Genomic DNA, 23,528 nt, shown 5'->3' on the forward strand with positions numbered 1-23,528 from the left:
GCAGTTCGCGGGCAGGGCGTCGTCGTTCCGATAGGCGTCGGAGCGGACGGCAGGAGCAGCCATCATGGCAAAGAAGATCACGGGTTACGTGAAGCTTCAGGTTCCGGCGGGCGCGGCCAATCCGTCGCCGCCGATCGGTCCGGCGCTGGGTCAGCGCGGCCTCAACATCATGGAATTCTGCAAGGCCTTCAACGCGAAGACCGCGCAGATGGAAAAGGGCATGCCGATCCCGGTGATCATCACCGCGTATCAGGATCGCTCCTTCACCTTCGAGATGAAGCAGCCGCCGGTCTCGTACTGGCTGAAGAAGGCCGCTGGCCTGACCGCCGGCTCGAAGACGCCTGGTCGCGGCGGCAATGTCGGCAAGGTCACCGTCGCTCAGATCAATGAGATCGCCGAGAAGAAGATGGCCGATCTCAACTGCGATTCGATCGAATCCGCCTCGTCCATGATCAAGGGCTCCGCCCGGTCCATGGGCCTGGAAGTCGTGGGCTGAGGGGAAACAGACGATGGCACATGTCGCAAAGCGCGTCGTGAAGGCCCGTGAGGGCATTGACCGCACCAAGCTCTACCCGCTCGATCTCGCAGTCGCGATGGTCAAGGAGCGCGCCAACGCCAAGTTCGACGAGACCGTTGAGGTCGCGATGAACCTGGGCGTCGATCCGCGCCACGCCGACCAGATGGTCCGCGGCGTCTGCAATCTGCCCAACGGCTCGGGCCGCGTCCTGCGCGTCGCCGTGTTTGCTCGCGGCGCCAAGGCGGAAGAGGCCAAGAAGGCCGGGGCTGACATCGTCGGCGCCGAAGAGCTGGTCGATCTCGTCTCCAAGGGCACGATCGAGTTCGATCGCTGCATCGCGACCCCGGACATGATGCCGCTGGTTGGCCGTCTCGGTAAGGTGCTGGGCCCGCGCGGCCTGATGCCGAACCCGAAGGTCGGCACCGTCACCATGGACATCACCACCGCGGTTGCGGCGTCCAAGGGCGGCTCGGTCGAGTTCCGCGTCGAGAAGGCCGGCATCGTGCATGCCGCCGTCGGCAAGGTCTCGTTCACGGCCGACAAGCTCGCCGAGAACATCAAGGCGTTCGCCGATTCCGTCGCCAAGGCCAAGCCTGCCGGCGCCAAGGGCACCTATATCCAGCGCGTCGCGATTTCCTCGACCATGGGTCCGGGCGTCAAGATCGAGCCCAACACGGTGATGGGCGGCTGAGAGGCCTGACGGCCGGCTTTGCGCCGGCCGTTGCCCGGGCTTGATCCGACGGGGTCAAGTCCCCACTTGGCAGAAGCAGGCGAAAGCGTTAAGACGCAGGCCTGTTTCCATAAGTGATGTGGGCTCCAACGTGCTTCGCACGAGGGGGTCCGTTTCGCGTTTTTCGGCGGTTTGCCGCCGAAGAATGGATGTTTGGGGCGCGGAGAGCGATCTTTGGGCCCGAATCATCCAGTCCTGTCTGAGACTGCAGGTGCTCCTCGGCTTCGGCTGGGGGCATAATTTCGCCAAGAGGCCTGCATAGACGGTGCAAGAGCTCAAGCGGGATCGCAAGGTCCCGAAGACGGTTCGAACCATCTCGCCCGATCGCGGCCGGCAACGGTCAAGAGCGGGGACAGGGCACTGAGCGTCGCTCTTATCCAGCGCCGGTGTCAACCGGGGTTTCTTGAGAGCGACACGTGCAACCGGCGGCAAGCCCTCAAGCCTGCCGCCTACCGGAGAGAGCCCAGTGGATAGAACGGCAAAGAATGATGCCGTCGCGACGCTGAACGGTGTGTTTGCGAACACGTCGGTCGTTGTCGTGGCCCACTATGCGGGTTTGACGGTGGCCCAGTTCCAGAAGCTTCGTCGCGAGATGAAGGCCAATGGCGCCACCGTGAAGGTCGCAAAGAACCGGCTGGCCAAGATCGCTCTTGAAGGCACCGACGTCGCGTCCATCAGCAACCTGCTGACGGGTCCCACCCTGATCGCTTATTCCAACGATCCGGTCGCGGCGCCGAAGGTCGCCACCGCTTTCGCCAAGGACAATGACAAGCTCGTCATCCTCGGCGGCGCGATGGGCAAGACCGCCCTGAACCCCGACGGCGTCAAGGCCCTGGCCACGATGCCCTCGCTCGACGAACTGCGCGCCAAGTTGCTCGGCCTGCTTCAGGCTCCTGCAACCAAGCTTGCCCAGCTCTCGACCGCGCCTGCTGCGAAGCTCGCGCGCGTGTTTCAGGCATATGCCGACAAGGATGCGGCCTGAACGGCCAGTTACCCCTGATCAACGTTCGAACCTCTTTTACGTAGGAACTTAACCATGGCTGATCTTGCTAAGCTCGTTGACGAGCTGTCGTCCCTCACGGTCCTCGAGGCCGCCGACCTCGCCAAGCTTCTCGAAGAGAAGTGGGGCGTCTCCGCCGCTGCCGCCGTTGCGGTTGCCGGCCCCGCCGCTGGCCCCGCTGCGGCTGCTGTCGAAGAGCAGACCGAGTTCAACGTCATTCTTGCCGCCGTCGGCGACAAGAAGATTGAAGTCATCAAGGAAGTCCGCGCCATCACTGGCCTGGGCCTCAAGGAAGCCAAGGACCTGGTCGAGGCCGCTCCGAAGGCTGTCAAGGAGTCGGTGACCAAGGACGAGGCCGAGAAGCTCAAGAAGCAGCTCGAGGCCGTCGGCGCCAAGGTCGAGCTCAAGTGAGCTGGGCCGGCGTAATGCCGGTCCGACCCTAGTCAACACAGACAGTCCCGGGGCGGTTTTCCGCCTCCGGGGCTGTTGCGTCGTTTCCGTACTTGCGTGCGGACAGGTTGAGAAAGCTCCCGGCGCAACCTTGCGTTGTGAAGCTCCAGTTCAGATGATGTCGGCGCGATGATGCGCCGAACGGCTCACCCGGCGGCCAAGCCGCCTCTACCGCGGCAGACTGCCGGGTGAGCCGTCCGAGAGATTGCGAGGAACAAAATGGTCAATTCGCTCCAGGGCCGCAGGCGCGTCCGCAAGTTCTTCGGAAAACTCAAGGAAGTGGCGCAGATGCCGAACCTCATCGAGGTTCAGAAGGCGTCCTACGACCAGTTCCTGATGGTCGACGAGCCCAAGGGCGGCCGCGGCGACGAAGGCCTGCAATCCGTCTTCAAGTCGGTCTTCCCGATCGGCGATTTCTCGGGCGCTTCGCTGCTCGAATTCGTCAAGTACACCTTCGAGCCGCCGAAATACGACGTCGACGAGTGCCGCCAGCGCGGCATGACCTTCTCTGCGCCGCTCAAGGTAACGCTGCGCCTGATCGTGTTCGATATCGATCCCGACACCCAGGCGAAGTCGGTCAAGGACATCAAGGAGCAGGATGTCTACATGGGCGACATGCCGCTCATGACCGATAACGGCACCTTCATCGTCAACGGCACCGAGCGCGTCATCGTCTCGCAGATGCATCGTTCGCCGGGCGTGTTCTTCGACCACGACAAGGGCAAGACCCATTCCTCGGGCAAGCTGCTCTTCGCCGCGCGCATCATCCCCTATCGCGGCTCCTGGCTCGACATCGAATTCGACGCCAAGGACATCGTCTACGCCCGCATCGACCGGAAGCGTAAGATCCCGGTCACGTCGCTGCTGTTCGCGCTCGGCATGGACGGCGAGGAGATCCTCAGCCGCTTCTACGCCCACATCAACTATGTCCGCGACGCCAAGGGCTGGCGCGTTCCCTATGACGCGGAGCGCATGAAGGGCTTCAAGGCCACCGCCGACATGATCGACGCCGACACCGGCGAGGTCGTGGTCGAGGCCGGCAAGAAGCTTGTCGCGCGCACCGCGCGGCAGCTCGCCGAGAAGGGCCTCAAGTTCCTGCGCGCCACGGACGAGGACCTCTACACCCAGTACATCGCCGAGGACCTGGTCAACCCCGCGACCGGCGAAGTCTTCGCCGAGGCCGGCGAGGAGATCACCGAGAAGTCGCTGAAGCTGCTCACCGATGCGGGCTTCGACGAGATCCCGGTGCTCGACATCGATCACATCACGGTCGGCCCCTATATCCGCAACACGCTCAACGTGGACAAGAACTCGCGCCGTGAAGAGGCGCTGTTCGACATCTACCGCGTGATGCGTCCCGGCGAGCCGCCGACGCTTGAGACCGCCGAGAACATGTTCCAGTCGCTGTTCTTCGACTCGGAGCGCTACGACCTGTCGGCCGTCGGTCGCGTCAAGATGAACATGCGCCTCGACCTCGATGCCGAGGACACCGTGCGCATCCTGCGCAAGGAGGACATCTTCGCGGTCGTCAAGGCGCTGGTCGACCTGCGCGACGGCAAGGGCGAGATCGACGACATCGACCATCTCGGCAACCGCCGCGTCCGCTCGGTCGGCGAGCTGATGGAGAACCAGTATCGCCTGGGTCTGCTGCGCATGGAGCGCGCCATCAAGGAGCGCATGTCCTCGGTCGACATCGACACGGTGATGCCGCAGGACCTGATCAACGCCAAGCCGGCGGCTGCCGCCGTGCGCGAGTTCTTCGGCTCGTCGCAGCTCTCGCAGTTCATGGACCAGACCAACCCGCTCTCGGAAGTCACGCATAAGCGTCGTCTTTCGGCGCTTGGACCGGGCGGCCTGACCCGCGAGCGCGCCGGCTTCGAGGTGCGCGACGTGCACCCGACCCATTACGGCCGCATCTGCCCGATCGAGACGCCGGAAGGCCCGAATATCGGCCTGATCAACTCGCTCGCCACCTTCGCGCGGGTGAACAAGTACGGCTTCATCGAGAGCCCCTATCGCCGCATCCGCGACGGCAAGCAGACCGAGGAGATCATCTACCTCTCGGCCATGGAGGAGGCGAAGTACAACGTCGCCCAGGCCAATGCCGCCGTCGACAAGGAAGGCCGTCTCACCGACGACCTGATCGTCTGCCGCCGCGCCGGTGAAGTCATCGTCACGCCGGTCGACAAGGTCGATTTCCAGGACGTGTCGCCCAAGCAGCTCGTTTCGGTCGCTGCGGCGCTGATCCCGTTCCTCGAGAACGACGACGCGAACCGCGCGCTGATGGGTTCGAACATGCAGCGCCAGGCGGTGCCGTTGGTTCGCGCCGACGCGCCGTTCGTCGGCACCGGCATGGAAGCTGTCGTCGCCCGCGATTCGGGCGCTGCGATCGCTGCCCGCCGTGGCGGCATCGTCGACCAGGTCGATGCGACGCGTATCGTTATTCGCGCGTCCGACGAGATGGATCCGACCAAGCCCGGCGTCGACATCTATCGCCTGCAGAAGTTCCAGCGCTCCAACCAGTCGACCTGCATCACGCAGCGTCCGCTGGTGCGCGTCGGCGACGTCATCAAGAAGGGTGACATCGTCGCCGACGGCCCGTCGACCGAGTTCGGCGAGCTCGCGCTCGGCCGCAACGTGCTCGTCGCGTTCATGCCGTGGAACGGCTACAACTTCGAGGACTCGATCCTGCTCTCGGAGAAGATCGTCTCGGAAGACATCTTCACCTCGATCCATATCGAGGAATTCGAAGTCATGGCCCGCGACACCAAGCTGGGTCCGGAGGAAATCACGCGCGACATCCCGAACGTTTCGGAAGAAGCGCTGAAGAACCTGGACGAAGCCGGCATCGTCTATATCGGCGCCGAAGTGGCGGCTGGCGACATCCTCGTCGGCAAGATCACGCCCAAGGGCGAAAGCCCGATGACGCCGGAAGAGAAGCTGCTGCGCGCCATCTTCGGCGAAAAGGCCTCGGACGTGCGCGACACCTCGCTGCGAGTGCCGCCGGGCGTGCAGGGCACGATCGTCGAAGTGCGCGTGTTCAACCGCCATGGCGTCGACAAGGATGAGCGCGCCCAGGCGATCGAGCGCGAGGAGATCGAGCGTCTCGCCAAGGACCGCGACGACGAGCAGGCGATCCTCGACCGCAACACCTTCGCCCGTCTCGCCGACATCCTGAACGGCAAGACCGGTCTTGCCGGGCCCAAGGGCTTCAAGAAGGACACGGTCATCACCCGCGAGGGCATGAGCGAGTTCCCGCGTTCGCAGTGGTGGCTGTTTGCGGTCGGCGACGATCCGCTGATGACCGAGATCGAAGCGATGCGGAAGCAGTACGACGAGTCGAAGAAGCGCCTCGAGCAGCGCTTCCTCGACAAGGTCGAGAAGCTGCAGCGCGGCGACGAACTGCCTCCGGGCGTGATGAAGATGGTCAAGGTCTTCGTCGCGGTGAAGCGCAAGATCCAGCCGGGCGACAAGATGGCCGGCCGTCACGGCAACAAGGGCGTGGTCTCGCGCATCGTTGCGGCCGAGGACATGCCGTTCCTTGAGGACGGCACCCATGCCGACATCGTGCTGAACCCGCTGGGCGTGCCTTCGCGCATGAACGTCGGCCAGATCCTGGAGACCCATCTTGGATGGGCCGCCGCGGGTCTGGGCAAGCAGATCGGCGCCGCGCTCGACGCCTATAAGAAGGGCCATGACGTCAAGGCGCTGCGGGCTTCGTTCGACGCTGTCTACGACGATAACGAGATCATCGCGTCGATGGACGAGAATGAGCTCGTCGAGATGGGCCAGAACCTGCGTCGCGGCGTGCCGATGGCGACGCCTGTGTTCAACGGCGCCAAGGAGGCCGATATCGAACGGCTGCTGGAGCAGGCGGGGCTTCACTCGTCTGGTCAGTCGACGCTCTATGACGGCCGTACCGGCGAGCCCTTCGACCGCAAGGTCACGGTGGGCTACATCTACATGCTGAAGCTGCACCATCTGGTCGACGACAAGATCCATGCCCGTTCGATCGGCCCGTACTCGCTCGTCACCCAGCAGCCGCTGGGCGGCAAGGCGCAGTTCGGCGGTCAGCGCTTCGGCGAGATGGAGGTCTGGGCGCTCGAGGCTTACGGCGCCGCCTACACGCTGCAGGAAATGCTGACGGTGAAGTCGGACGACGTCGCGGGCCGCACCAAGGTCTACGAGTCGATCGTGCGCGGCGAGGACAACTTCGAAGCCGGTATCCCCGAGAGCTTCAACGTGCTCGTCAAGGAAATGCGCTCGCTCGGCCTCAACGTCGAGTTGATCAGCAACAAGGTGAAGCCGGGCGAGTTGCCGCCGGCTGAAGCGGCCGAGTAAGCCGCACGGCGCGTCGCTCAAGACGCGCCGGGAATGAGACAATGCCTGCGGCACTCACGCCGCAGGCCGATGGTTATGATAGCCGGGCAGGGCGGTCTTATCCCCCGCCGGCGGTAGGAGACAGGCGATGAAGCAAGAGGTCATGAACCTTTTCGGCCAGCAGCCGGTGCAGCAGGCCTTCGACGCGATCAAGATCTCGATCGCGAGCCCGGAGAAGATCCTGTCCTGGTCCTATGGCGAGATCAAAAAGCCGGAGACCATCAACTACCGGACCTTCAAGCCCGAGCGCGACGGCCTGTTCTGCGCCCGCATCTTCGGGCCGATCAAGGACTACGAGTGCCTGTGCGGCAAGTACAAGCGCATGAAGTTCAAGGGCGTCATCTGCGAGAAGTGCGGCGTGGAAGTCACGCTTGCGCGCGTCCGGCGCGAGCGCATGGGCCATATCGAGCTCGCCGCTCCCGTCGCGCATATCTGGTTCCTGAAGTCGCTGCCCTCGCGCATCGGCCTCCTGATGGACATGCCGCTCAAGGATCTCGAGCGCATTCTCTATTTCGAGTCCTATGTCGTCATCGAGCCGGGCCTGACGCCTCTCAAGGACCGTCAGATCCTGTCCGAGGAAGAGTATGTCCGCTGCCAGGAAGAGTATGGCGCTGACACCTTCACGGCGATGATCGGCGCGGAAGCCATCCGCGAGATGCTGCGCGCGCTCGACCTTGACCAGATCAACGCCGATCTCAAGCATGAGATCGCGACGACGACGTCGGAGCTGAAGCCCAAGAAGCTGATGAAGCGCCTCAAGATCATCGAGGCGTTCCAGCAGTCCGGCAACAAGCCGGAATGGATGGTCATGACCATCATTCCGGTGATCCCGCCCGATCTGCGCCCGCTGGTGCCGCTCGATGGCGGCCGCTTCGCGACCTCCGACCTGAACGACCTCTATCGCCGCGTCATCAACCGCAACAACCGCCTGAAGCGGCTGATCGAATTGCGCGCACCCGACATCATCATCCGCAACGAGAAGCGGATGCTGCAGGAATCGGTCGATGCGCTGTTCGATAACGGTCGCCGTGGCCGCGTCATCACGGGCGCCAACAAGCGCCCGCTGAAGTCGCTCGCCGACATGCTGAAGGGCAAGCAGGGCCGCTTCCGCCAGAACCTGCTCGGCAAGCGCGTCGACTACTCGGGCCGTTCGGTCATCGTGGTCGGCCCGGAGATGAAGCTGCACCAGTGCGGGCTGCCCAAGAAGATGGCGCTCGAGCTGTTCAAGCCGTTCATCTATGCGCGCCTCGACGCCAAGGGCTACTCGACCACGGTCAAGCAGGCCAAGAAGCTGGTCGAGAAGGAGAAGCCCGAGGTCTGGGACATCCTGGACGAGGTCATCCGCGAGCATCCGGTGCTGCTGAACCGCGCCCCGACGCTGCACAGGCTCGGCATCCAGGCCTTCGAGCCGGTGCTGATCGAAGGCAAGGCGATCCAGCTTCACCCGCTGGTCTGCGCTGCCTTCAACGCCGACTTCGACGGCGACCAGATGGCCGTGCACGTTCCGCTGTCGCTGGAAGCGCAGCTGGAAGCGCGCGTCCTGATGATGTCGACCAACAACATCCTGCACCCGGCCAACGGTCTTCCGATCATCGTGCCGTCGCAGGACATCGTGCTCGGCCTCTACTACCTCTCGATCGTCTCTGACGGCGAGCCGGGCCAGGGCAAGATCTTCGGCGACTTCGGCGAGCTCGAATACGCGCTGCACGAGAAGGTCGTGACGCTGCATTCGAAGATCAAATACCGCTGGACCGGCGTCAATCAGGACGGCAAGTCCTACACCAAGATCTACGACACCACGCCTGGCCGCGTCATTCTCTCGACCGCGCTGCCCAAGCACCCGAACATGACCTTCGACGTCAGCAACCGCCTGATGACGAAGAAGGAAATCTCGGGGATGATCGACGCCGTCTATCGCGGCTGCGGTCAGAAGGAATCGGTGATCTTCTGCGACCGCATCATGTCGCTGGGCTTCACCCACGCCTTCAAGGCCGGCATCTCCTTCGGCAAGGACGACATGGTCGTGCCGGAGAACAAGTGGGAGATCGTCGACACCACCCGCGCGCTCGCCAAGGATTACGAGCAGCAGTACCAGGACGGCCTGATCACTCAGGGCGAGAAGTACAACAAGGTCGTCGACGCCTGGGCGAAGTGCTCCGACAAGCTCGCCCAGGAGATGATGGCCCGCATCTCGACCGTGAAGAAGGACGAGAACGGTCGCGATAAGCCGATCAACTCGATCTACATGATGAGCCACTCCGGAGCGCGTGGTTCGCCAGCCCAGATGAAGCAGCTCGCGGCGATGCGCGGCCTGATGGCCAAGCCCTCGGGCGAGATCATCGAGTCGCCGATCATCTCGAACTTCAAGGAAGGCCTCGACGTTCTCGAGTACTTCAACTCGACCCACGGCGCCCGCAAGGGCCTCGCCGATACCGCGCTCAAGACGGCCAACTCCGGCTATCTCACGCGCCGTCTCGTCGACGTGGCGCAGGACGCCATCATCTCCGAGGTCGATTGCGGCTCGGAGAGCGGCATCAAGATGCGCGCCATCATCGACGCGGGTCAGGTCGTCGCTTCGCTCGGCATCCGCATCCTCGGCCGCTCGGCGGCAGAAGATGTCACCGACATCGACGGCAAGGTCCTGGTGCCGAAGGGCACGATGATCGACGAGCACCACATCGAGGCGATCAACGCCGCCGGTGTGCAGGAGGTGAAGATCCGTTCGGTGCTGACCTGCGCCACAAAGAACGGCGTCTGCGCCACCTGCTATGGACGCGATCTTGCTCGCGGCACGCCCGTCAACATGGGCGAGGCCGTCGGTGTCATCGCGGCGCAGTCGATCGGCGAGCCGGGTACGCAGCTCACCATGCGCACCTTCCACATCGGTGGTGCGGCGACGATCGCCGACCAGTCCTTCGTCGAGTCGAACTTCGAAGGCGTGGTCAAGATCCGCAACCGCAACCTCGCCCGGAATTCGGACGGCGACCTGATCGCAATGGCGCGCAACATCGCCGTCGTGATCGTGGGGCCGGACGGCGCCGAGCGCGCGGTTCACCGCGTCCAGTTCGGCTCGAAGCTGCGCATCGACGAAGGCGACAAGGTCAAGCGCGGCCAGCGCCTGATCGAGTGGGATCCCTATTCCCGCCCGATCCTGGCCGAGGTCGACGGCTCCGTCGGCTTCGAGGACCTGGTCGACGGCATGTCGATCACCGAGACGACCGACGAAGCGACGGGCATCAACAAGCGCGTCGTCATCGACTGGCGCGGCTCGGCCCGTACGTCCGATCTGCGCCCGGCTCTGACGGTGCATGGCCCGGACGGCAAGATCGCCAAGCTCGCGCGTGGCGGTGAAGCCCGCTACATCCTGCCTGTCGACGGCATCATCTCGGTCGAGCCCGGCTCCCATATCAAGGCGGGTGACGTGCTGGCCCGTGTTTCGACGGACTCCGCCAAGACCCGCGACATCACCGGCGGTCTGCCGCGGGTGGCGGAGCTGTTCGAGGCGCGTCGTCCCAAGGATGCGGCGATCATCGCCGAGAAGGCCGGCGTCATCGGCTTCGGCAAGGACTACAAGAACAAGCGCCGGGTCACGCTGACCCCGCATGACGGTTCCGAGGGGCTCGAGTACCTGATCCCCAAGGGCAAGCACATCCATCTCCAGGACGGCGACGTCGTGGAGACGGGCGACTACATCCTCGATGGCAACCCGGCCCCGCACGACATCCTGGCGATCAAGGGCGTCGAGGAGCTGGCGGCTTATCTGGTGAACGAGATCCAGGAGGTCTATCGCCTCCAGGGCGTGGGCATCAACGACAAGCACATCGAGGTCATCGTCCGGCAGATGCTGCAGAAGATCGAGATCACCGAGTCGGGTGACACCGACATCCTGACCGGTGACCAGGTCGACCGCATCGAGCTGCAGGAGATCAATGCGAAGATGAAGGAGGAGGGCAAGAAGCCCGCTTCCGGCGTCCCCGTGCTGCTCGGCATCACCAAGGCGAGCTTGCAGACCCGCTCCTTCATCTCGGCGGCGTCGTTCCAGGAGACCACCCGCGTCCTCACCGAGGCGGCGGTCAACGGCAAGTACGACACGCTGGAAGGCCTCAAGGAGAACGTCATCGTCGGCTCGCTGATCCCGGCTGGCACCGGCGCGCAGGTCGCCCGTATCAAGCAGGTGGCGACGCGTCGCGACGATCTCATCGTCGGTCAGAAGGCCGATGCGGCGGCGAAGGCGGCGGCCTCAGCGGCCAAGGCGGCAGCTGCAACAGCGGCCGCAGTGGCGGCGGCACTGCCCGCGGCCGAATGACGGCGCACTGACGCTTGATCGTTACGAAATGGCCGCCTCCGGGCGGCCATTTTGCTGTGTGGGGGAGGGCGCTCGACCCGTTGCTGCGGCTGAACACGCTGTTTGGGCCGTGTGCAGGGCGAAGTCGCCAGAATTGGGGTTGACGCGACTCGGGTTGCGAGTCATAAGCGCGCCACTGTCGAAGGTTGTCGGACACGTTTGTCGCTTGCCTCGTTGCGAGCGAATGTCGCGACCGAAACGCCTTCGGAATTCCAGCGTCGATTGACGACATGGTGAGAAGCATGAATGCGGAGCGATCCGTGTTCCTCTGCTGGCGAATGCGCCTGAGGTTTCCCTGCCGGGAGCCGATGGCGCAGTTTCGTTTGTGCCATGGCTTCGCTTGATCTGGGCCGTCGATTTAGAGATTTCCAAACGCTCAGTGGAGCGAGAGGCCAGAATGCCGACAATCAGCCAGCTCATTCGCAAGCCGCGTTCGCCCGTCAAGGCGCGCAACACCGCTCCGGCGCTTGAATCCTGCCCGCAGAAGCGCGGCGTCTGCACGCGCGTTTATACGACGACGCCGAAGAAGCCGAACTCCGCGTTGCGTAAGGTCGCCAAGGTGCGCCTGACCAACGGCTTCGAAGTGATCGGCTATATTCCTGGTGAGGGTCACAACCTCCAGGAGCACTCGGTCGTCATGATCCGCGGCGGCCGCGTCAAGGATTTGCCCGGCGTGCGTTATCACATCCTTCGCGGTGTGCTCGACACGCAGGGCGTGAAGAACCGTAAGCAACGCCGTTCGAAGTACGGCGCCAAGCGTCCGAAGTGAGTTCTGCCAGACTGGCGGGGCGATGAGCCCAAGCCTGTTCGCAGCTTTTAAGATTTGACCGGAGACTAGACGATGTCCCGCCGCCATAGCGCTGAAAAGCGCGAGATCATTCCCGATCCGAAGTTCCACGATATCATCGTGACGAAGTTCATGAATTCGGTGATGTACGAAGGCAAGAAGTCGACCGCCGAGCGGATCGTCTATGGTGCTTTCGAGATCATCGAAGGCAAGCTGAAGAGCGACCCGCTCGCCGTCTTCAAGACTGCGCTCGAGAATGTCGCTCCGGCGATCGAGGTTCGTTCGCGTCGCGTCGGCGGCGCCACCTATCAGGTCCCGGTCGAGGTTCGCACCGAGCGCCGTCAGGCGCTGGCGATCCGCTGGCTGATCACGGCTGCTCGCGGCCGCAACGACAAGACGATGGTCGAGCGGCTCTCCTCGGAGCTGATGGATGCCGCCAACAACCGCGGAAATGCCGTGAAGAAGCGTGAAGACACGCACCGGATGGCGGAAGCCAACCGCGCCTTCTCGCATTATCGCTGGTAACCGTTCGTCAGACTAGGAAAGACAGAGCGCTCCTATGGCACGCACTCATCCCATCGACCGATACCGCAATTTCGGCATCATGGCGCATATCGACGCCGGCAAGACGACGACGACCGAGCGCGTGCTGTATTACACCGGCAAGTCGCACAAGATCGGCGAAGTCCATGACGGCGCCGCCACCATGGACTGGATGGAGCAGGAGCAGGAGCGTGGCATCACGATCACCTCGGCTGCGACCACCTGTCTGTGGCGCGAACATCGCCTGAACATCATCGACACCCCCGGCCACGTCGACTTCACCATTGAAGTCGAGCGTTCGCTGCGCGTGCTCGACGGTGCCGTCTGCGTGCTCGATGGCAACCAGGGCGTTGAGCCCCAGACCGAGACCGTCTGGCGCCAGGCCGACAAATACGACGTGCCGCGCATCGTCTTCGTCAACAAGATGGACAAGATCGGCGCCGATTTCTATCGCTGCGTCCAGGACATCATTGACCGCGTCGCCGGCAAGCCGGTCTGCCTGCAGATCCCGATCGGTGCCGAGTCCGATTTCGTCGGCGTCGTCGACCTGATCAAGATGAAGGCGATCGTCTGGAACGGCGAGGCGCTCGGCGCTTCCTTCGAAGAGAAGGAGATCCCCGCCGATCTCGCCGACAAGGCCGCCGAGTATCGCAACAAGCTCGTTGAAGCCGCCGTCGACATGGACGATGCGGCAATGGAAGCCTATCTCGACGGCACCGAGCCGGATGCGGAGACGCTGCGCAAGCTGATCCGTACCGCGGTGCAGCGTCGCGCCTTCCATCCCGTGCTCTGCGGTTCCGCCTTCAAGAACAAGGGCGTCCAGCCGCTGCTCGACGCCGTCGTCGACTTCCTGCCGTCGCCGGTCGATCGTGGCGAGATCAAGGGCATCGACTTCAAGACCGAGGAAGAGACCGTTCGTCACCCGACGGATGAGGATCCCTTCTCCATGCTCGCCTTCAAGATCATGGACGACCCCTTCGTCGGCACCATCACCTTCTGCCGCGTCTATTCGGGCAAGGTCGAGACCGGCGCGGGCGTCATCAACTCGACCCGCGACAAGAAAGAGCGTGTCGGCCGCATGCTGCTGATGCATGCGAACAACCGCGAAGACATCAAGGAGGCTTTCGCTGGCGACATCGTCGCCCTGGCCGGCCTCAAGGATGTCCGCACCGGTGACACGCTGTGCGACCCCATCAAGGCGGTCATCCTGGAGCGCATGGAATTCCCCGAGCCGGTCATCACGATCGCGATCGAGCCGAAGTCCAAGGCCGACCAGGAGAAGCTTGGCCTGGCGCTGGCGAAGCTTGCCAACGAGGATCCCTCGTTCCGCGTTTCGACCGACCAGGAGAGCGGCCAGACCATTCTCAAGGGCATGGGCGAGCTGCATCTCGACATCAAGGTCGACATCTTGCGCCGGACCTACAAGGTGGACGCCAATATCGGCGCTCCCCAGGTGGCCTATCGCGAGACGATCACCAAGAAGGCCGAGATCGACTACACCCACAAGAAGCAGACCGGCGGTACCGGCCAGTTCGCCCGCGTCAAGCTGGTGATCGAGCCCAACGAAGTCGGCAAGGGCTTCGCCTTCGAGTCGAAGGTCGTCGGTGGTACGGTTCCTAAGGAATACATCCCCGGCGTCGAAAAGGGCCTGAACTCGGTCATCGGCTCTGGCGTGATCGCCGGCTTCCCGGTCGTTGACGTCAAGGTCACGCTGGTCGACGGCGCCTTCCACGAGGTCGACTCCTCGGCTCTGGCCTTCGAAATCGCCTCGCGCGCCGCTTTGCGTGAAGGTCTGCAGAAGGGCGGCTCCGTGCTGCTCGAGCCGATCATGAAGGTCGAGGTGGTGACCCCGGAAGACTATACCGGTTCGGTCATCGGCGATCTGAATTCGCGTCGCGGCCAGATCCAGGGCCAGGACATGCGCGGCAACGCGGTCGTCGTCAACGCGATGGTCCCGCTCGCCAACATGTTCGGCTACGTCAACCAGCTGCGTTCGTTCAGCCAGGGACGCGCCAACTACACGATGCAGTTCGACCACTACGAGCAAGTGCCTTCGGCGGTCGCCGCCGAGGTCCAGGCCAAGTACGCCTGAACCGACAAAACTATTCGCTGAACATTGAAAACGACCTGACGGACGGAGGCTACGATGGCCAAAGAGAAATTCGCGCGCACGAAGCCGCATTGCAACATTGGAACGATTGGTCACGTTGACCATGGCAAGACGTCTTTGACGGCCGCGATCACGAAGGTTCTGGCCGAGTCGGGCGGAGCCACGTTCACGGCGTATGACCAGATTGACAAGGCTCCGGAAGAGAAGGCTCGCGGCATCACGATCTCGACCGCTCACGTCGAGTACGAGACGGTTGCGCGCCACTATGCCCACGTCGACTGCCCCGGCCACGCCGACTATGTGAAGAACATGATCACGGGCGCGGCGCAGATGGACGGCGCGATCCTGGTTGTGTCGGCTGCCGACGGCCCGATGCCGCAGACCCGCGAGCACATCCTGCTGGCGCGCCAGGTCGGCGTTCCCGCGCTGGTTGTGTTCATGAACAAGGTCGACCTGGTCGACGACGCCGAGCTGCTCGAGCTGGTCGAGATGGAGATCCGCGAGCTTCTGTCGAAGTACGACTTCCCGGGCGACGACATCCCGATCACCAAGGGTTCGGCGAAGGTTGCGCTGGACAATGGCGACAAGACGATCGGCCATGACGCGGTGCTCGCGCTGATGAAGACGGTCGACGAGTACATCCCGCAGCCGGCGCGTCCGCTGGACCTGCCGTTCCTGATGCCGGTCGAGGACGTGTTCTCGATTTCGGGTCGCGGCACGGTTGTGACGGGTCGCGTCGAGCGCGGCATCGTCAAGGTCGGCGAGGAAATCGAGATCGTCGGCCTGAAGGACACGGTCAAGACGACGGTGACGGGCGTCGAGATGTTCCGCAAGCTGCTCGACCAGGGCCAGGCGGGCGACAACATCGGCGCGCTGCTGCGCGGCACGAAGCGCGAGGACGTCGAGCGCGGGCAGATCCTGTGCAAGCCGGGTTCGGTGAAGCCGCACACCAAGTTCAAGGCCGAGGCCTACATCCTGACGAAGGAGGAGGGCGGTCGTCATACCCCGTTCTTCACCAACTACCGCCCGCAGTTCTACTTCCGCACGACGGACGTGACCGGCGTGGTGCACCTGCCTGAGGGCACCGAGATGGTGATGCCTGGCGACAACATCGCCATGGAAGTGCACCTGATCGTGCCGATCGCGATGGAGGAGAAGCTGCGCTTCGCCATCCGCGAAGGCGGCCGCACCGTCGGTGCAGGCGTCGTCGCAAGCATCATCGCGTAACGCGTTTTCGTGAGGGCGAAGGCCCTACCGGGCCTTTGCCTTTTCACGTCACGGAGAACACAAGACCATGAACGGTCAGAACATCCGGATCCGCCTCAAGGCGTTCGACCATCGCATTCTCGACGCTTCGACGCGCGAGATCGTGTCGACGGCCAAGAGGACGGGCGCCCAGGTCCGCGGGCCCATCCCGCTGCCCACGCTCATTGAGAAGTTCACGGTCAACCGCTCGCCGCACATCGACAAGAAGTCGCGCGAGCAGTTTGAGATGCGGACCCACAAGCGGGTTCTCGATATCGTCGACCCGACCCCGCAGACGGTCGACGCCCTGATGAAGCTTGATCTCGCCGCCGGCGTCGACGTCGAAATCAAGTTGTAAGTTGACCATGGTCCAGACGACGATCCGATACTCCCGTCGTCTGGCCATGTTCTGATCTTTAGCCGGGTCCTCTGTCTCCTGCGTTTTGGCAGGATGAACATGACCCCAAGGGAAGGTATGCACCGATGCGTTCCGGTGTGATTGCACAGAAAGTCGGGATGACCCGCATCTTCACGGATGCCGGCGAACATATCCCGGTCACCGTGCTGAAGCTCGATAACTGTCAGGTTGTCGCGCATCGTACGGTTGAGAAGAACGGCTATGTCGCCGTTCAGCTTGGGTCGGGCTTGGCCAAGGTCAAGAACGTCTCGAAGGCTGAGCGTGGCCATTTCGCCGTCGCCAAGGTCGAGCCCAAGCGCAAGATCGTCGAGTTCCGCGTCAGCGACGACGCGTTGATCCCGGTCGGCGCCGAGCTGACGGCTGACCACTTCGTCGTCGGCCAGTTCGTCGATGTCAGCGGCACGACCATCGGCAAGGGTTTCGCCGGCGGCATGAAGCGCTGGAACTTCGGCGGCCTTCGCGCCACGCACGGTGTTTCGGTCTCGCATCGCTCGATCGGTTCGACCGGTGGCCGTCAGGACCCGGGCAAGACCTTCAAGAACAAGAAGATGCCGGGCCATCTCGGCGCCGAGCGCGTCACCACGCAGAACCTGCGCGTCGTCCAGACGGATGTCGCGCGCGGCCTGATCCTGGTCGAGGGTGCGGTTCCCGGTCATGCCGGTGGCTGGATCCACGTCCGCGACGCCGTCAAGCGTGCGCTGCCCAAGGATGCGCCCCTGCCGGGCAAGTTCAAGGTTGCCGGCGGCGAAACGCAGGCTCCCGCGACTGAGACCGTTGAGGAGAACGCGTGATGAAGCTCGATATCACCACCCTCGAAGGCGGCTCTGCCGGCTCCGTCGAATTGTCGGATGCGATCTTCGGCCTTGAGCCGCGCGCCGACATCCTCGCCCGTATGGTGCGCTATCAGCTCGCCAAGCGCCGCGCTGGGACGCACAAGTCCAAGGGCCGCTCGGAAGTCGATCGCACCCGCAAGAAGATCTATAAGCAGAAGGGCACTGGCGGCGCTCGCCACGGCGCGGCTTCGGCCCCGCAGTTCCGCGGCGGCGGCAAGGCCTTCGGCCCGATCGTGCGCGACCATGCGCATGATCTGCCCAAGAAGGTGCGCGCTCTGGCTCTTCGTCATGCGCTCTCGGCCAAGGCCAAGGGTTCCGAGATCATCATCATCGATGATGCCAAGCTCTCGGAGCCCAAGACCAAGCTTCTGCTCGGCCATTTCAGCAAGCTGGACCTGTCCAGCGTGCTGGTGATCGGCGGCGCCGAGATCGACGTGAACTTCGGCCTGGCCGCGCGTTCGATCCCGAATGTCGACGTCCTGCCGATCCAGGGCATCAACGTTTATGACATCCTGCGTCGCGACAAGCTCGTCTTGACCCGCGCGGCTGTCGATGCGCTGGAGGCGCGCTTCAAATGAGCCAGGCTGCAAAGAATCTGGATCCGCGCCACTACGACGTCATTCGTAGCCCGGTGATCACCGAGAAGGCGACGATGCTCTCTGAGCATAACAAGGTCGTCTTCGAGGTCTCCAAGACTGCGACCAAGCCGCAGATCAAGGCCGCGATCGAAAAGCTGTTCGACGTCAAGGTGAAGAGCGTGAACACGCTCGTCACCGAAGGGAAGATCAAGGTCTTCCGTGGCCGCCTCGGCCAGCGTTCGGACGTCAAGAAGGCAATCGTGACGCTCGAAGATGGTCATTCCATCGACGTGACCACGGGTCTGTGAAGGGAGGATCTGCATCATGGCTTTGAAGAGTTTCAAGCCGACCACGCCGAGCCTTCGCCAGCTCGTGATCGTCGACCGCAGCGAGCTCTATAAGGGCAAGCCGCTCAAGGTGCTGACCGAGGGCAAGTCGTCCTCGGGCGGCCGCAACAACCTCGGCCGCATCACCGTCCGCTTCCGCGGCGGTGGTCACAAGCGCACGCTGCGCCTGATCGACTTCAAGCGTCGTGGCAAGGACGGCATTCCGGCCGTGGTGGAACGGATCGAATACGATCCCAACCGCACCGCCTTCATCGCGCTGATCAAGTACAGCGACGGCGAGCAGGCGTATATCCTGGCCCCGCAGCGCCTCGCCGTCGGTGACAGCGTGATCTCGGGTCCGTCGGTCGACGTCAAGCCCGGCAACGCTGCCCCGATGGGTACGCTGCCGATCGGCACCATCGTCCACAATGTCGAGCTCAAGATCGGCAAGGGCGGGGCGCTGGCGCGGTCTGCGGGCAACTACGCCCAGATCGTCGGTCGCGACCAAGGCTACGTCATCGTCCGTCTGAACTCGGGCGAGCAGCGCCTGATCAGCGGCCTGTGCTATGCGACTGTGGGCGCGGTTTCGAACCCCGACCACATGAACCGGAATGATGGCAAGGCAGGGCGCTCGCGCTGGCTCGGTCGTCGTCCGCATAACCGCGGCGTCTCGATGAACCCTGTCGACCATCCCCATGGCGGCGGCGAAGGCCGCACCTCCGGTGGTCGTCACCCGGTCACCCCCTGGGGCAAGCCGACCAAGGGTAAGAAGACCCGCTCGAACAAGCGGACCGATACGTTCATCGTGTCGAGCCGTCACGCCCGCAAGAAGAAGAACTGAGGTCCGTCATGGCGCGTTCGCTTTGGAAAGGTCCGTTTGTCGACGGATACCTTCTGAAAAAGGCCGAGGTTGCCCGTTCGGCGGCCCGGTCTGAGGTCATCAAGATCTGGAGCCGTCGCTCCACGATCCTTCCGCAGTTCGTCGGTCTGACGTTCGGCGTCTACAACGGCCACAAGCATGTGCCGGTGTCCGTGTCCGAGGAGATGGTGGGCCACAAGTTCGGCGAGTTCTCGCCGACGCGCACCTTCCACGGCCACGCTGCCGACAAGAAGGCGAAGAGGAAGTAAGCCATGGGAAAAGCATCCTTCCCCCGTGCGCTGCCTGACAACGAAGCCGTTGCGATTGCTCGCAACCTTCGCGTCAGCCCGCAGAAGCTCAACCTCCTCGCCCAGCTGATCCGTGGCAAGAAGGTCTCGACCGCGCTCGCCGACCTCGAATTCTCGCGCAAGCGGATTTCGCTGGACGTGCGCAAGTGCCTCCAGAGCGCGATTGCGAACGCCGAGAACAACCATGATCTCGACGTCGATGATCTCGTCGTGGCGCAGGCCTTCGTCGGCAAGGCGCTGGTCATGAAGCGTTTCCACGCTCGCGCCCGCGGCCGTGGCGCCCGCATCCTGAAGCCCTTCGCCAACATCACGATCGTGGTGCGCGAAGTCGCGGCGGCCAAGGCCTGAGGAGAGAACGATGGGTCAGAAAATCAATCCGATCGGGCTTCGCCTCGGCATCAACCGCACCTGGGATTCGCGCTGGTTCGCGCAGAAGGGCGAGTACGGCAAGCTTCTGCATGAGGACATGGCGATCCGCGCCGCCCTCATGAAGCTGCTGAAGCAGGCTGCGATCTCCAAGATCATCATCGAGCGTCCGCACAAGAAGTGCCGCGTCACCATTCACTCGGCGCGTCCGGGCGTGGTGATCGGCAAAAAGGGCGCCGATATCGAGAAGCTGCGCAAGACGGTGATGACGCTCACCAAGGCCGATGTTGCCATCAACATCGTCGAGGTGCGCAAGCCCGAGATCGACGCGACCCTGGTCGCCGATTCGATCGCGCAGCAGCTCGAGCGCCGCGTCGCGTTCCGTCGTGCCATGAAGCGGGCCGTTCAGTCGGCCATGCGTCTGGGCGCCGAGGGCATCCGCATCAACTGCTCGGGCCGTCTCGGCGGCGCCGAAATCGCGCGTCTGGAATGGTATCGCGAAGGTCGCGTGCCGCTGCACACGCTGCGCGCCGATGTGGATTATGGTGTGGCGACTGCCTTCACCACCTACGGCACGTGCGGCATCAAGGTCTGGATCTTCAAGGGCGAGATCCTCGAACACGACCCGATGGCCCAGGACAAGCGCATGGCCGATGAGGGCAGCCGTTCCGGCGGTGGCCATCGTCGTGACCACGCCGCGTAAGGCTGATCGAGAAGAGCCATGTTGCAACCAAAGAAGACTAAGTTCCGCAAGCAGTTCAAGGGGCGCATTTCCGGCGTCGCCAAGGGCGGCACGGATCTGAATTTCGGCCAGTTCGGCCTCAAGGCACTGATGCCGGAACGCGTCACCGCACGCCAGATCGAGGCGGCTCGCCGCGCGATTACGCGTGCCATGAAGCGCGCCGGCCGTGTCTGGATCCGGATTTTCCCGGACGTGCCGGTTTCGAAGAAGCCGACCGAAGTCCGCATGGGCAAGGGCAAGGGCGCGCCTGAATTCTGGGCAGCCAAGGTCAAGCCGGGCCGGATCATGTTCGAGATCGACGGCGTGCCGGAAGAGACCGCGCGCGAGGCCATGCGCCTCGGCGCAGCCAAGCTGCCGATCAAGACCCGCTTCATCCAACGCATCGCCGAGTAAGGGAGGACGACATGAAGACCGCAAAACGCCTGTCCGACCTGAAGGTCATGAGCGTGGACCTGCTGCAGGACGAGCTCCTGAAGCTGAAGAAGGAGCAGTTCAACCTGCGTTTCCAACGCGCCACCGGCCAGCTCGAGAACACCGCTCGGGTCACCGAAGTGCGCAAGGACATCGCCCGCATCAAAACACTGCAGCGGTCCAAGACCGCCGCAGTGAGCGCCTGAGGAGTTTGAGACATGCCGAAGCGCGTGCTGCAGGGCGTCGTCGTCAGCGACAAGCAAAATAAAACAGTTGTGGTGAAGGTCGAGCGGCGCTATACGCACCCGCTCCTCAAGAAGACCGTTCGCCGCACGAAAAACTATCATGCCCACGACGAGGCTCAGGTCTCGAAGGTTGGCGACCAGGTCTGGATCGAGGAGTCCAAGCCCATTTCCAAGCTGAAAAGCTGGGTTGTGCTCGACAACGCTCCCAAGGCGTAAGTCAAATTTGAGGCCAGGGGGCGATCGACCCCCGTCAGTCGTAGTCCCGGCGGCGCTAATGCCTGCCGGGAAACCGCGCTGATATGCATATGGAAGGATCAAGGCCATGATCCAGGTGCAGACTAATCTCGAGGTCGCGGATAACTCCGGCGCCCGTCGTGTGATGTGCATCAAGGTTCTCGGCGGGTCGAAGCGGCGTTACGCCCGCATTGGCGACATCATTGTCGTTTCGATCAAGGAAGCCATTCCCCGCGGCCGCGTGAAGAAGGGCGACGTCATGAAGGCGGTCGTCGTTCGCACCGCCAAGGACGTCAAGCGCGCCGATGGTTCGGTGATTCGGTTCGACCGCAATGCGGCCGTTCTGATCAACAACCAGAAGGAGCCTGTCGGCACCCGTATCTTCGGACCGGTTCCGCGCGAACTTCGCGCCAAGAACCACATGAAGATCATCTCGCTTGCGCCAGAGGTGCTGTAATGGCTGCAAAGATCAAGAAGGGCGACAAGGTCGTCGTGCTGGCCGGCCGCGATAAGGGCAAGGCTGGCGAAGTGCTCCAGGTTATCCCGAAGGATGCCCGCGCCGTGGTGCGTGGCGTCATGATGGTCAAGAAGCACACCAAGGCTTCTGCCCAGTCGGAAGGCGGCATCATCTCCAAGGAAGCCACCATCGACCTGTCGAACCTCGCCGTGGCCGATCCCAAGGATGGCAAGCCGACCCGCGTCGGTTTCAAAGTTCTGGACGACGGTCGCAAGGTCCGTTTCGCCAAGCGTTCGGGGGATCTGATCGATGGCTGAGAATCAGCAGGCGGCTCTCACGCCGCGTATGAAGCAGCATTATGAGGACGTGGTCCGTCCGGCGATGATCGCCGAGTTCGGCTACAAGAACGCCATGGAAGTGCCGACCATCGAGAAGGTCGTCATCAACATGGGCGTCGGTGAAGCGACGGCCGACCGCAAGAAGGTCGACAATGCTGCCGGCGATCTCGCCCTCATCGCCGGCCAGCGGCCGGTCATCACCAAGTCCCGCCTCGCCATCGCTGGCTTCAAGCTGCGCGAGAACATGGCGGTCGGCTGCAAGGTCACGCTGCGCAAGACCAAGATGTTCGAGTTCGTCGACCGGCTCGTCACCATCGCCTTGCCCCGCGTGCGCGACTTCCGGGGCCTCAACCCCAAGTCGTTCGACGGGCGCGGCAATTTCGCGCTCGGGATCAAGGAGCACATCGTGTTTCCTGAGATCAACTACGACAAGGTCGACGCCGTGTGGGGCATGGACGTGATCGTCTGCACGACTGCGAAGTCGGACGACGAGGCACGCGCCTTGCTCAAGCACTTCAACTTCCCGTTCCGGCAGTGAGCCTTACCGCTCATACGCGGAAACCAGGAGAGATCGATGGCTAAGAAAAGCTCCGTCGAGAACAACAACCACCGCAAGGCTCTCGTGAAGAAATTCGCGGGCAAGCGCGCGCGGCTTCTCGCGATCGCCAATGACGACAGCCAGTCCATGGACGAGCGTTTTCTCGCTCGCCTCAAGCTGGCTGAACTGCCGCGCAATTCGGCTCCGACCCGGGTGCGTAACCGCTGCGAAGTCACGGGGCGTCCGCGCGCCGTGTACCGCAAGCTGAAGATGTCGCGCATTGCCTTGCGCGAGCTCGGCAACAAGGGGCTGGTTCCCGGCCTCGTCAAGTCGAGCTGGTGAGGAGGACGCATCGTGATCATTGATCCGCTTGGAGATATGCTGACCCGCATCCGCAATGCGCAGATGCGGCGCAAGTCGCGCGTTTCGACGCCTGGTTCGAAGCTCAGGGCCCGTGTGCTCGACGTGCTTCAGACCGAGGGCTACATCCGTGGCTACACCCAGACCGAGTTCGGCAATGGCCGGACCGAGTTCGATATCGAGCTGAAGTACCATGAGGGACAGCCGGTCATCCGGTCGATCTCGCGTGTGTCGAAGCCCGGCCGCCGCGTCTATTCTTCGGTGGAGACGATGCCGCGCGTGGCCGATGGCCTTGGCGTGACCATCATCTCGACGCCGAAGGGTGTGATGCCCGATCATCTTGCCCGCGAGCAGAACGTGGGCGGCGAAGTGCTTTGCAAGGTCTTCTGACCTTCCGCGCCGCTCATT

26 protein-coding genes are annotated in these 23,528 nt (G+C 63.3%); all 26 read left to right on the forward strand.

Translation table 11 applies throughout. The annotated features are described in order from the left end of the window. The first annotated feature begins 64 nt into the window (after nt 1-64). A complete protein-coding gene (gene rplK, locus RMR04_RS11010; RefSeq protein ID WP_311914692.1) occupies nt 65-496 on the forward strand; it encodes a 50S ribosomal protein L11 in 432 nt (143 codons plus the stop codon). Between the two features lie 13 nt (nt 497-509). Further along, a complete protein-coding gene (rplA, locus tag RMR04_RS11015) occupies nt 510-1,208 on the forward strand; it encodes a 50S ribosomal protein L1 (protein WP_069692165.1) in 699 nt (232 codons plus the stop codon). Between the two features lie 505 nt (nt 1,209-1,713). After that, complete coding sequence (gene rplJ, locus RMR04_RS11020; protein WP_311914693.1) at nt 1,714-2,229, forward strand: 50S ribosomal protein L10; 516 nt, start codon at nt 1,714-1,716, stop codon at nt 2,227-2,229. Nucleotides 2,230-2,283: 54 nt separating this feature from the next. Next, nucleotides 2,284-2,658, forward strand: a complete 375-nt coding sequence (rplL, locus tag RMR04_RS11025) for a 50S ribosomal protein L7/L12 (RefSeq protein WP_069692163.1) — start codon at nt 2,284-2,286, stop codon at nt 2,656-2,658. Nucleotides 2,659-2,916: 258 nt separating this feature from the next. Further along, a complete protein-coding gene (rpoB, locus tag RMR04_RS11030; RefSeq protein WP_311914694.1) occupies nt 2,917-7,038 on the forward strand; it encodes a DNA-directed RNA polymerase subunit beta in 4,122 nt (1,373 codons plus the stop codon). Between the two features lie 127 nt (nt 7,039-7,165). Continuing rightward, nucleotides 7,166-11,383, forward strand: a complete 4,218-nt coding sequence (gene rpoC / locus RMR04_RS11035) for a DNA-directed RNA polymerase subunit beta' (protein ID WP_311914695.1) — start codon at nt 7,166-7,168, stop codon at nt 11,381-11,383. Between the two features lie 436 nt (nt 11,384-11,819). After that, complete coding sequence (rpsL, locus tag RMR04_RS11040) at nt 11,820-12,191, forward strand: 30S ribosomal protein S12 (RefSeq protein ID WP_038358286.1); 372 nt, start codon at nt 11,820-11,822, stop codon at nt 12,189-12,191. Nucleotides 12,192-12,263: 72 nt separating this feature from the next. After that, nucleotides 12,264-12,734, forward strand: a complete 471-nt coding sequence (gene rpsG, locus RMR04_RS11045; protein ID WP_069692158.1) for a 30S ribosomal protein S7 — start codon at nt 12,264-12,266, stop codon at nt 12,732-12,734. A 34-nt stretch (nt 12,735-12,768) separates the two neighbouring features. Next, nucleotides 12,769-14,844 (forward strand): elongation factor G, encoded by a 2,076-nt coding sequence (gene fusA / locus RMR04_RS11050; protein WP_311914696.1) that lies wholly within the window; start codon nt 12,769-12,771, stop codon nt 14,842-14,844. Nucleotides 14,845-14,898: 54 nt separating this feature from the next. Next, nucleotides 14,899-16,089, forward strand: coding sequence for an elongation factor Tu (tuf, locus tag RMR04_RS11055; RefSeq protein ID WP_069692156.1), 1,191 nt, complete (start codon nt 14,899-14,901; stop codon nt 16,087-16,089). Between the two features lie 67 nt (nt 16,090-16,156). Then, the gene (gene rpsJ, locus RMR04_RS11060) at nt 16,157-16,465 is read left to right on the forward strand and encodes a 30S ribosomal protein S10 (RefSeq protein ID WP_043237115.1); all 309 of its coding nucleotides are present in this window, start codon (nt 16,157-16,159) and stop codon (nt 16,463-16,465) included. Nucleotides 16,466-16,590: 125 nt separating this feature from the next. After that, entirely contained in the window at nt 16,591-17,316 is a 726-nt protein-coding gene (rplC, locus tag RMR04_RS11065; RefSeq protein WP_311914697.1) for a 50S ribosomal protein L3, read from the forward strand. Further along, nucleotides 17,316-17,936: a 50S ribosomal protein L4 gene (gene rplD, locus RMR04_RS11070; protein WP_092177816.1), complete on the forward strand. Its 621-nt coding sequence runs from the start codon at nt 17,316-17,318 to the stop codon at nt 17,934-17,936. The genes rplC and rplD overlap by 1 nt, the downstream gene beginning before the upstream one ends. Next, nucleotides 17,933-18,244, forward strand: a complete 312-nt coding sequence (locus RMR04_RS11075) for a 50S ribosomal protein L23 (protein WP_092177814.1) — start codon at nt 17,933-17,935, stop codon at nt 18,242-18,244. Before rplD ends, RMR04_RS11075 begins: the two co-directional genes overlap by 4 nt. 16 nt (nt 18,245-18,260) lie before the next feature. Continuing rightward, entirely contained in the window at nt 18,261-19,103 is an 843-nt protein-coding gene (gene rplB, locus RMR04_RS11080; RefSeq protein WP_069692152.1) for a 50S ribosomal protein L2, read from the forward strand. A gap of 8 nt (nt 19,104-19,111) precedes the next feature. Then, nucleotides 19,112-19,390, forward strand: a complete 279-nt coding sequence (gene rpsS / locus RMR04_RS11085) for a 30S ribosomal protein S19 (protein WP_069692151.1) — start codon at nt 19,112-19,114, stop codon at nt 19,388-19,390. Between the two features lie 3 nt (nt 19,391-19,393). After that, nucleotides 19,394-19,777, forward strand: coding sequence for a 50S ribosomal protein L22 (rplV, locus tag RMR04_RS11090; protein WP_069692150.1), 384 nt, complete (start codon nt 19,394-19,396; stop codon nt 19,775-19,777). Between the two features lie 10 nt (nt 19,778-19,787). After that, complete coding sequence (rpsC, locus tag RMR04_RS11095; RefSeq protein ID WP_092177810.1) at nt 19,788-20,498, forward strand: 30S ribosomal protein S3; 711 nt, start codon at nt 19,788-19,790, stop codon at nt 20,496-20,498. A gap of 18 nt (nt 20,499-20,516) precedes the next feature. Then, complete coding sequence (gene rplP / locus RMR04_RS11100; RefSeq protein WP_069692148.1) at nt 20,517-20,930, forward strand: 50S ribosomal protein L16; 414 nt, start codon at nt 20,517-20,519, stop codon at nt 20,928-20,930. A gap of 11 nt (nt 20,931-20,941) precedes the next feature. After that, entirely contained in the window at nt 20,942-21,154 is a 213-nt protein-coding gene (gene rpmC, locus RMR04_RS11105; RefSeq protein ID WP_311914698.1) for a 50S ribosomal protein L29, read from the forward strand. 12 nt (nt 21,155-21,166) lie between these two features. After that, a complete protein-coding gene (rpsQ, locus tag RMR04_RS11110) occupies nt 21,167-21,409 on the forward strand; it encodes a 30S ribosomal protein S17 (protein ID WP_092177808.1) in 243 nt (80 codons plus the stop codon). A gap of 106 nt (nt 21,410-21,515) precedes the next feature. Further along, a complete protein-coding gene (gene rplN / locus RMR04_RS11115; protein WP_054144259.1) occupies nt 21,516-21,884 on the forward strand; it encodes a 50S ribosomal protein L14 in 369 nt (122 codons plus the stop codon). After that, a complete protein-coding gene (gene rplX, locus RMR04_RS11120) occupies nt 21,884-22,201 on the forward strand; it encodes a 50S ribosomal protein L24 (RefSeq protein WP_069692144.1) in 318 nt (105 codons plus the stop codon). The genes rplN and rplX overlap by 1 nt, the downstream gene beginning before the upstream one ends. Further along, the gene (gene rplE, locus RMR04_RS11125) at nt 22,194-22,760 is read left to right on the forward strand and encodes a 50S ribosomal protein L5 (RefSeq protein ID WP_069692143.1); all 567 of its coding nucleotides are present in this window, start codon (nt 22,194-22,196) and stop codon (nt 22,758-22,760) included. Before rplX ends, rplE begins: the two co-directional genes overlap by 8 nt. Before the next feature lie 36 nt (nt 22,761-22,796). Next, nucleotides 22,797-23,102, forward strand: coding sequence for a 30S ribosomal protein S14 (rpsN, locus tag RMR04_RS11130; protein ID WP_066612317.1), 306 nt, complete (start codon nt 22,797-22,799; stop codon nt 23,100-23,102). Nucleotides 23,103-23,114: 12 nt separating this feature from the next. Further along, nucleotides 23,115-23,510: a 30S ribosomal protein S8 gene (gene rpsH / locus RMR04_RS11135; RefSeq protein WP_083269633.1), complete on the forward strand. Its 396-nt coding sequence runs from the start codon at nt 23,115-23,117 to the stop codon at nt 23,508-23,510. Nucleotides 23,511-23,528 lie beyond the last annotated feature (18 nt).

Origin of the sequence: Bosea sp. 685 (assembly GCF_031884435.1) — a bacterium.
In the GTDB taxonomy this organism is placed as follows: Bacteria; Pseudomonadota; Alphaproteobacteria; order Rhizobiales; family Beijerinckiaceae; genus Allobosea.

Excerpts from the sequence above, each read along its gene's own strand:
- rpoB (WP_311914694.1), top strand. The coding sequence starts at position 2,917 with ATGGTCAATTCGCTCCAGGGCCGCAGGCGCGTCCGCAAGTTCTTCGGA.
- tuf (WP_069692156.1), top strand. The coding sequence starts at position 14,899 with ATGGCCAAAGAGAAATTCGCGCGCACGAAGCCGCATTGCAACATTGGA.
- rplB (WP_069692152.1), top strand. The coding sequence starts at position 18,261 with ATGGCTTTGAAGAGTTTCAAGCCGACCACGCCGAGCCTTCGCCAGCTC.
- rpsJ (WP_043237115.1), top strand. The coding sequence starts at position 16,157 with ATGAACGGTCAGAACATCCGGATCCGCCTCAAGGCGTTCGACCATCGC.
- fusA (WP_311914696.1), top strand. The coding sequence starts at position 12,769 with ATGGCACGCACTCATCCCATCGACCGATACCGCAATTTCGGCATCATG.
- rpsG (WP_069692158.1), top strand. The coding sequence starts at position 12,264 with ATGTCCCGCCGCCATAGCGCTGAAAAGCGCGAGATCATTCCCGATCCG.
- rplA (WP_069692165.1), top strand. The coding sequence starts at position 510 with ATGGCACATGTCGCAAAGCGCGTCGTGAAGGCCCGTGAGGGCATTGAC.
- rplE (WP_069692143.1), top strand. The coding sequence starts at position 22,194 with ATGGCTGAGAATCAGCAGGCGGCTCTCACGCCGCGTATGAAGCAGCAT.
- rpsQ (WP_092177808.1), top strand. The coding sequence starts at position 21,167 with ATGCCGAAGCGCGTGCTGCAGGGCGTCGTCGTCAGCGACAAGCAAAAT.
- rpoC (WP_311914695.1), top strand. The coding sequence starts at position 7,166 with ATGAAGCAAGAGGTCATGAACCTTTTCGGCCAGCAGCCGGTGCAGCAG.
- rpsS (WP_069692151.1), top strand. The coding sequence starts at position 19,112 with ATGGCGCGTTCGCTTTGGAAAGGTCCGTTTGTCGACGGATACCTTCTG.
- rplN (WP_054144259.1), top strand. The coding sequence starts at position 21,516 with ATGATCCAGGTGCAGACTAATCTCGAGGTCGCGGATAACTCCGGCGCC.
- rplL (WP_069692163.1), top strand. The coding sequence starts at position 2,284 with ATGGCTGATCTTGCTAAGCTCGTTGACGAGCTGTCGTCCCTCACGGTC.
- rplX (WP_069692144.1), top strand. The coding sequence starts at position 21,884 with ATGGCTGCAAAGATCAAGAAGGGCGACAAGGTCGTCGTGCTGGCCGGC.
- rplK (WP_311914692.1), top strand. The coding sequence starts at position 65 with ATGGCAAAGAAGATCACGGGTTACGTGAAGCTTCAGGTTCCGGCGGGC.
- rplC (WP_311914697.1), top strand. The coding sequence starts at position 16,591 with ATGCGTTCCGGTGTGATTGCACAGAAAGTCGGGATGACCCGCATCTTC.
- rpmC (WP_311914698.1), top strand. The coding sequence starts at position 20,942 with ATGAAGACCGCAAAACGCCTGTCCGACCTGAAGGTCATGAGCGTGGAC.
- rplD (WP_092177816.1), top strand. The coding sequence starts at position 17,316 with ATGAAGCTCGATATCACCACCCTCGAAGGCGGCTCTGCCGGCTCCGTC.
- rplP (WP_069692148.1), top strand. The coding sequence starts at position 20,517 with ATGTTGCAACCAAAGAAGACTAAGTTCCGCAAGCAGTTCAAGGGGCGC.
- rpsL (WP_038358286.1), top strand. The coding sequence starts at position 11,820 with ATGCCGACAATCAGCCAGCTCATTCGCAAGCCGCGTTCGCCCGTCAAG.
- rplV (WP_069692150.1), top strand. The coding sequence starts at position 19,394 with ATGGGAAAAGCATCCTTCCCCCGTGCGCTGCCTGACAACGAAGCCGTT.
- rpsC (WP_092177810.1), top strand. The coding sequence starts at position 19,788 with ATGGGTCAGAAAATCAATCCGATCGGGCTTCGCCTCGGCATCAACCGC.
- RMR04_RS11075 (WP_092177814.1), top strand. The coding sequence starts at position 17,933 with ATGAGCCAGGCTGCAAAGAATCTGGATCCGCGCCACTACGACGTCATT.
- rpsN (WP_066612317.1), top strand. The coding sequence starts at position 22,797 with ATGGCTAAGAAAAGCTCCGTCGAGAACAACAACCACCGCAAGGCTCTC.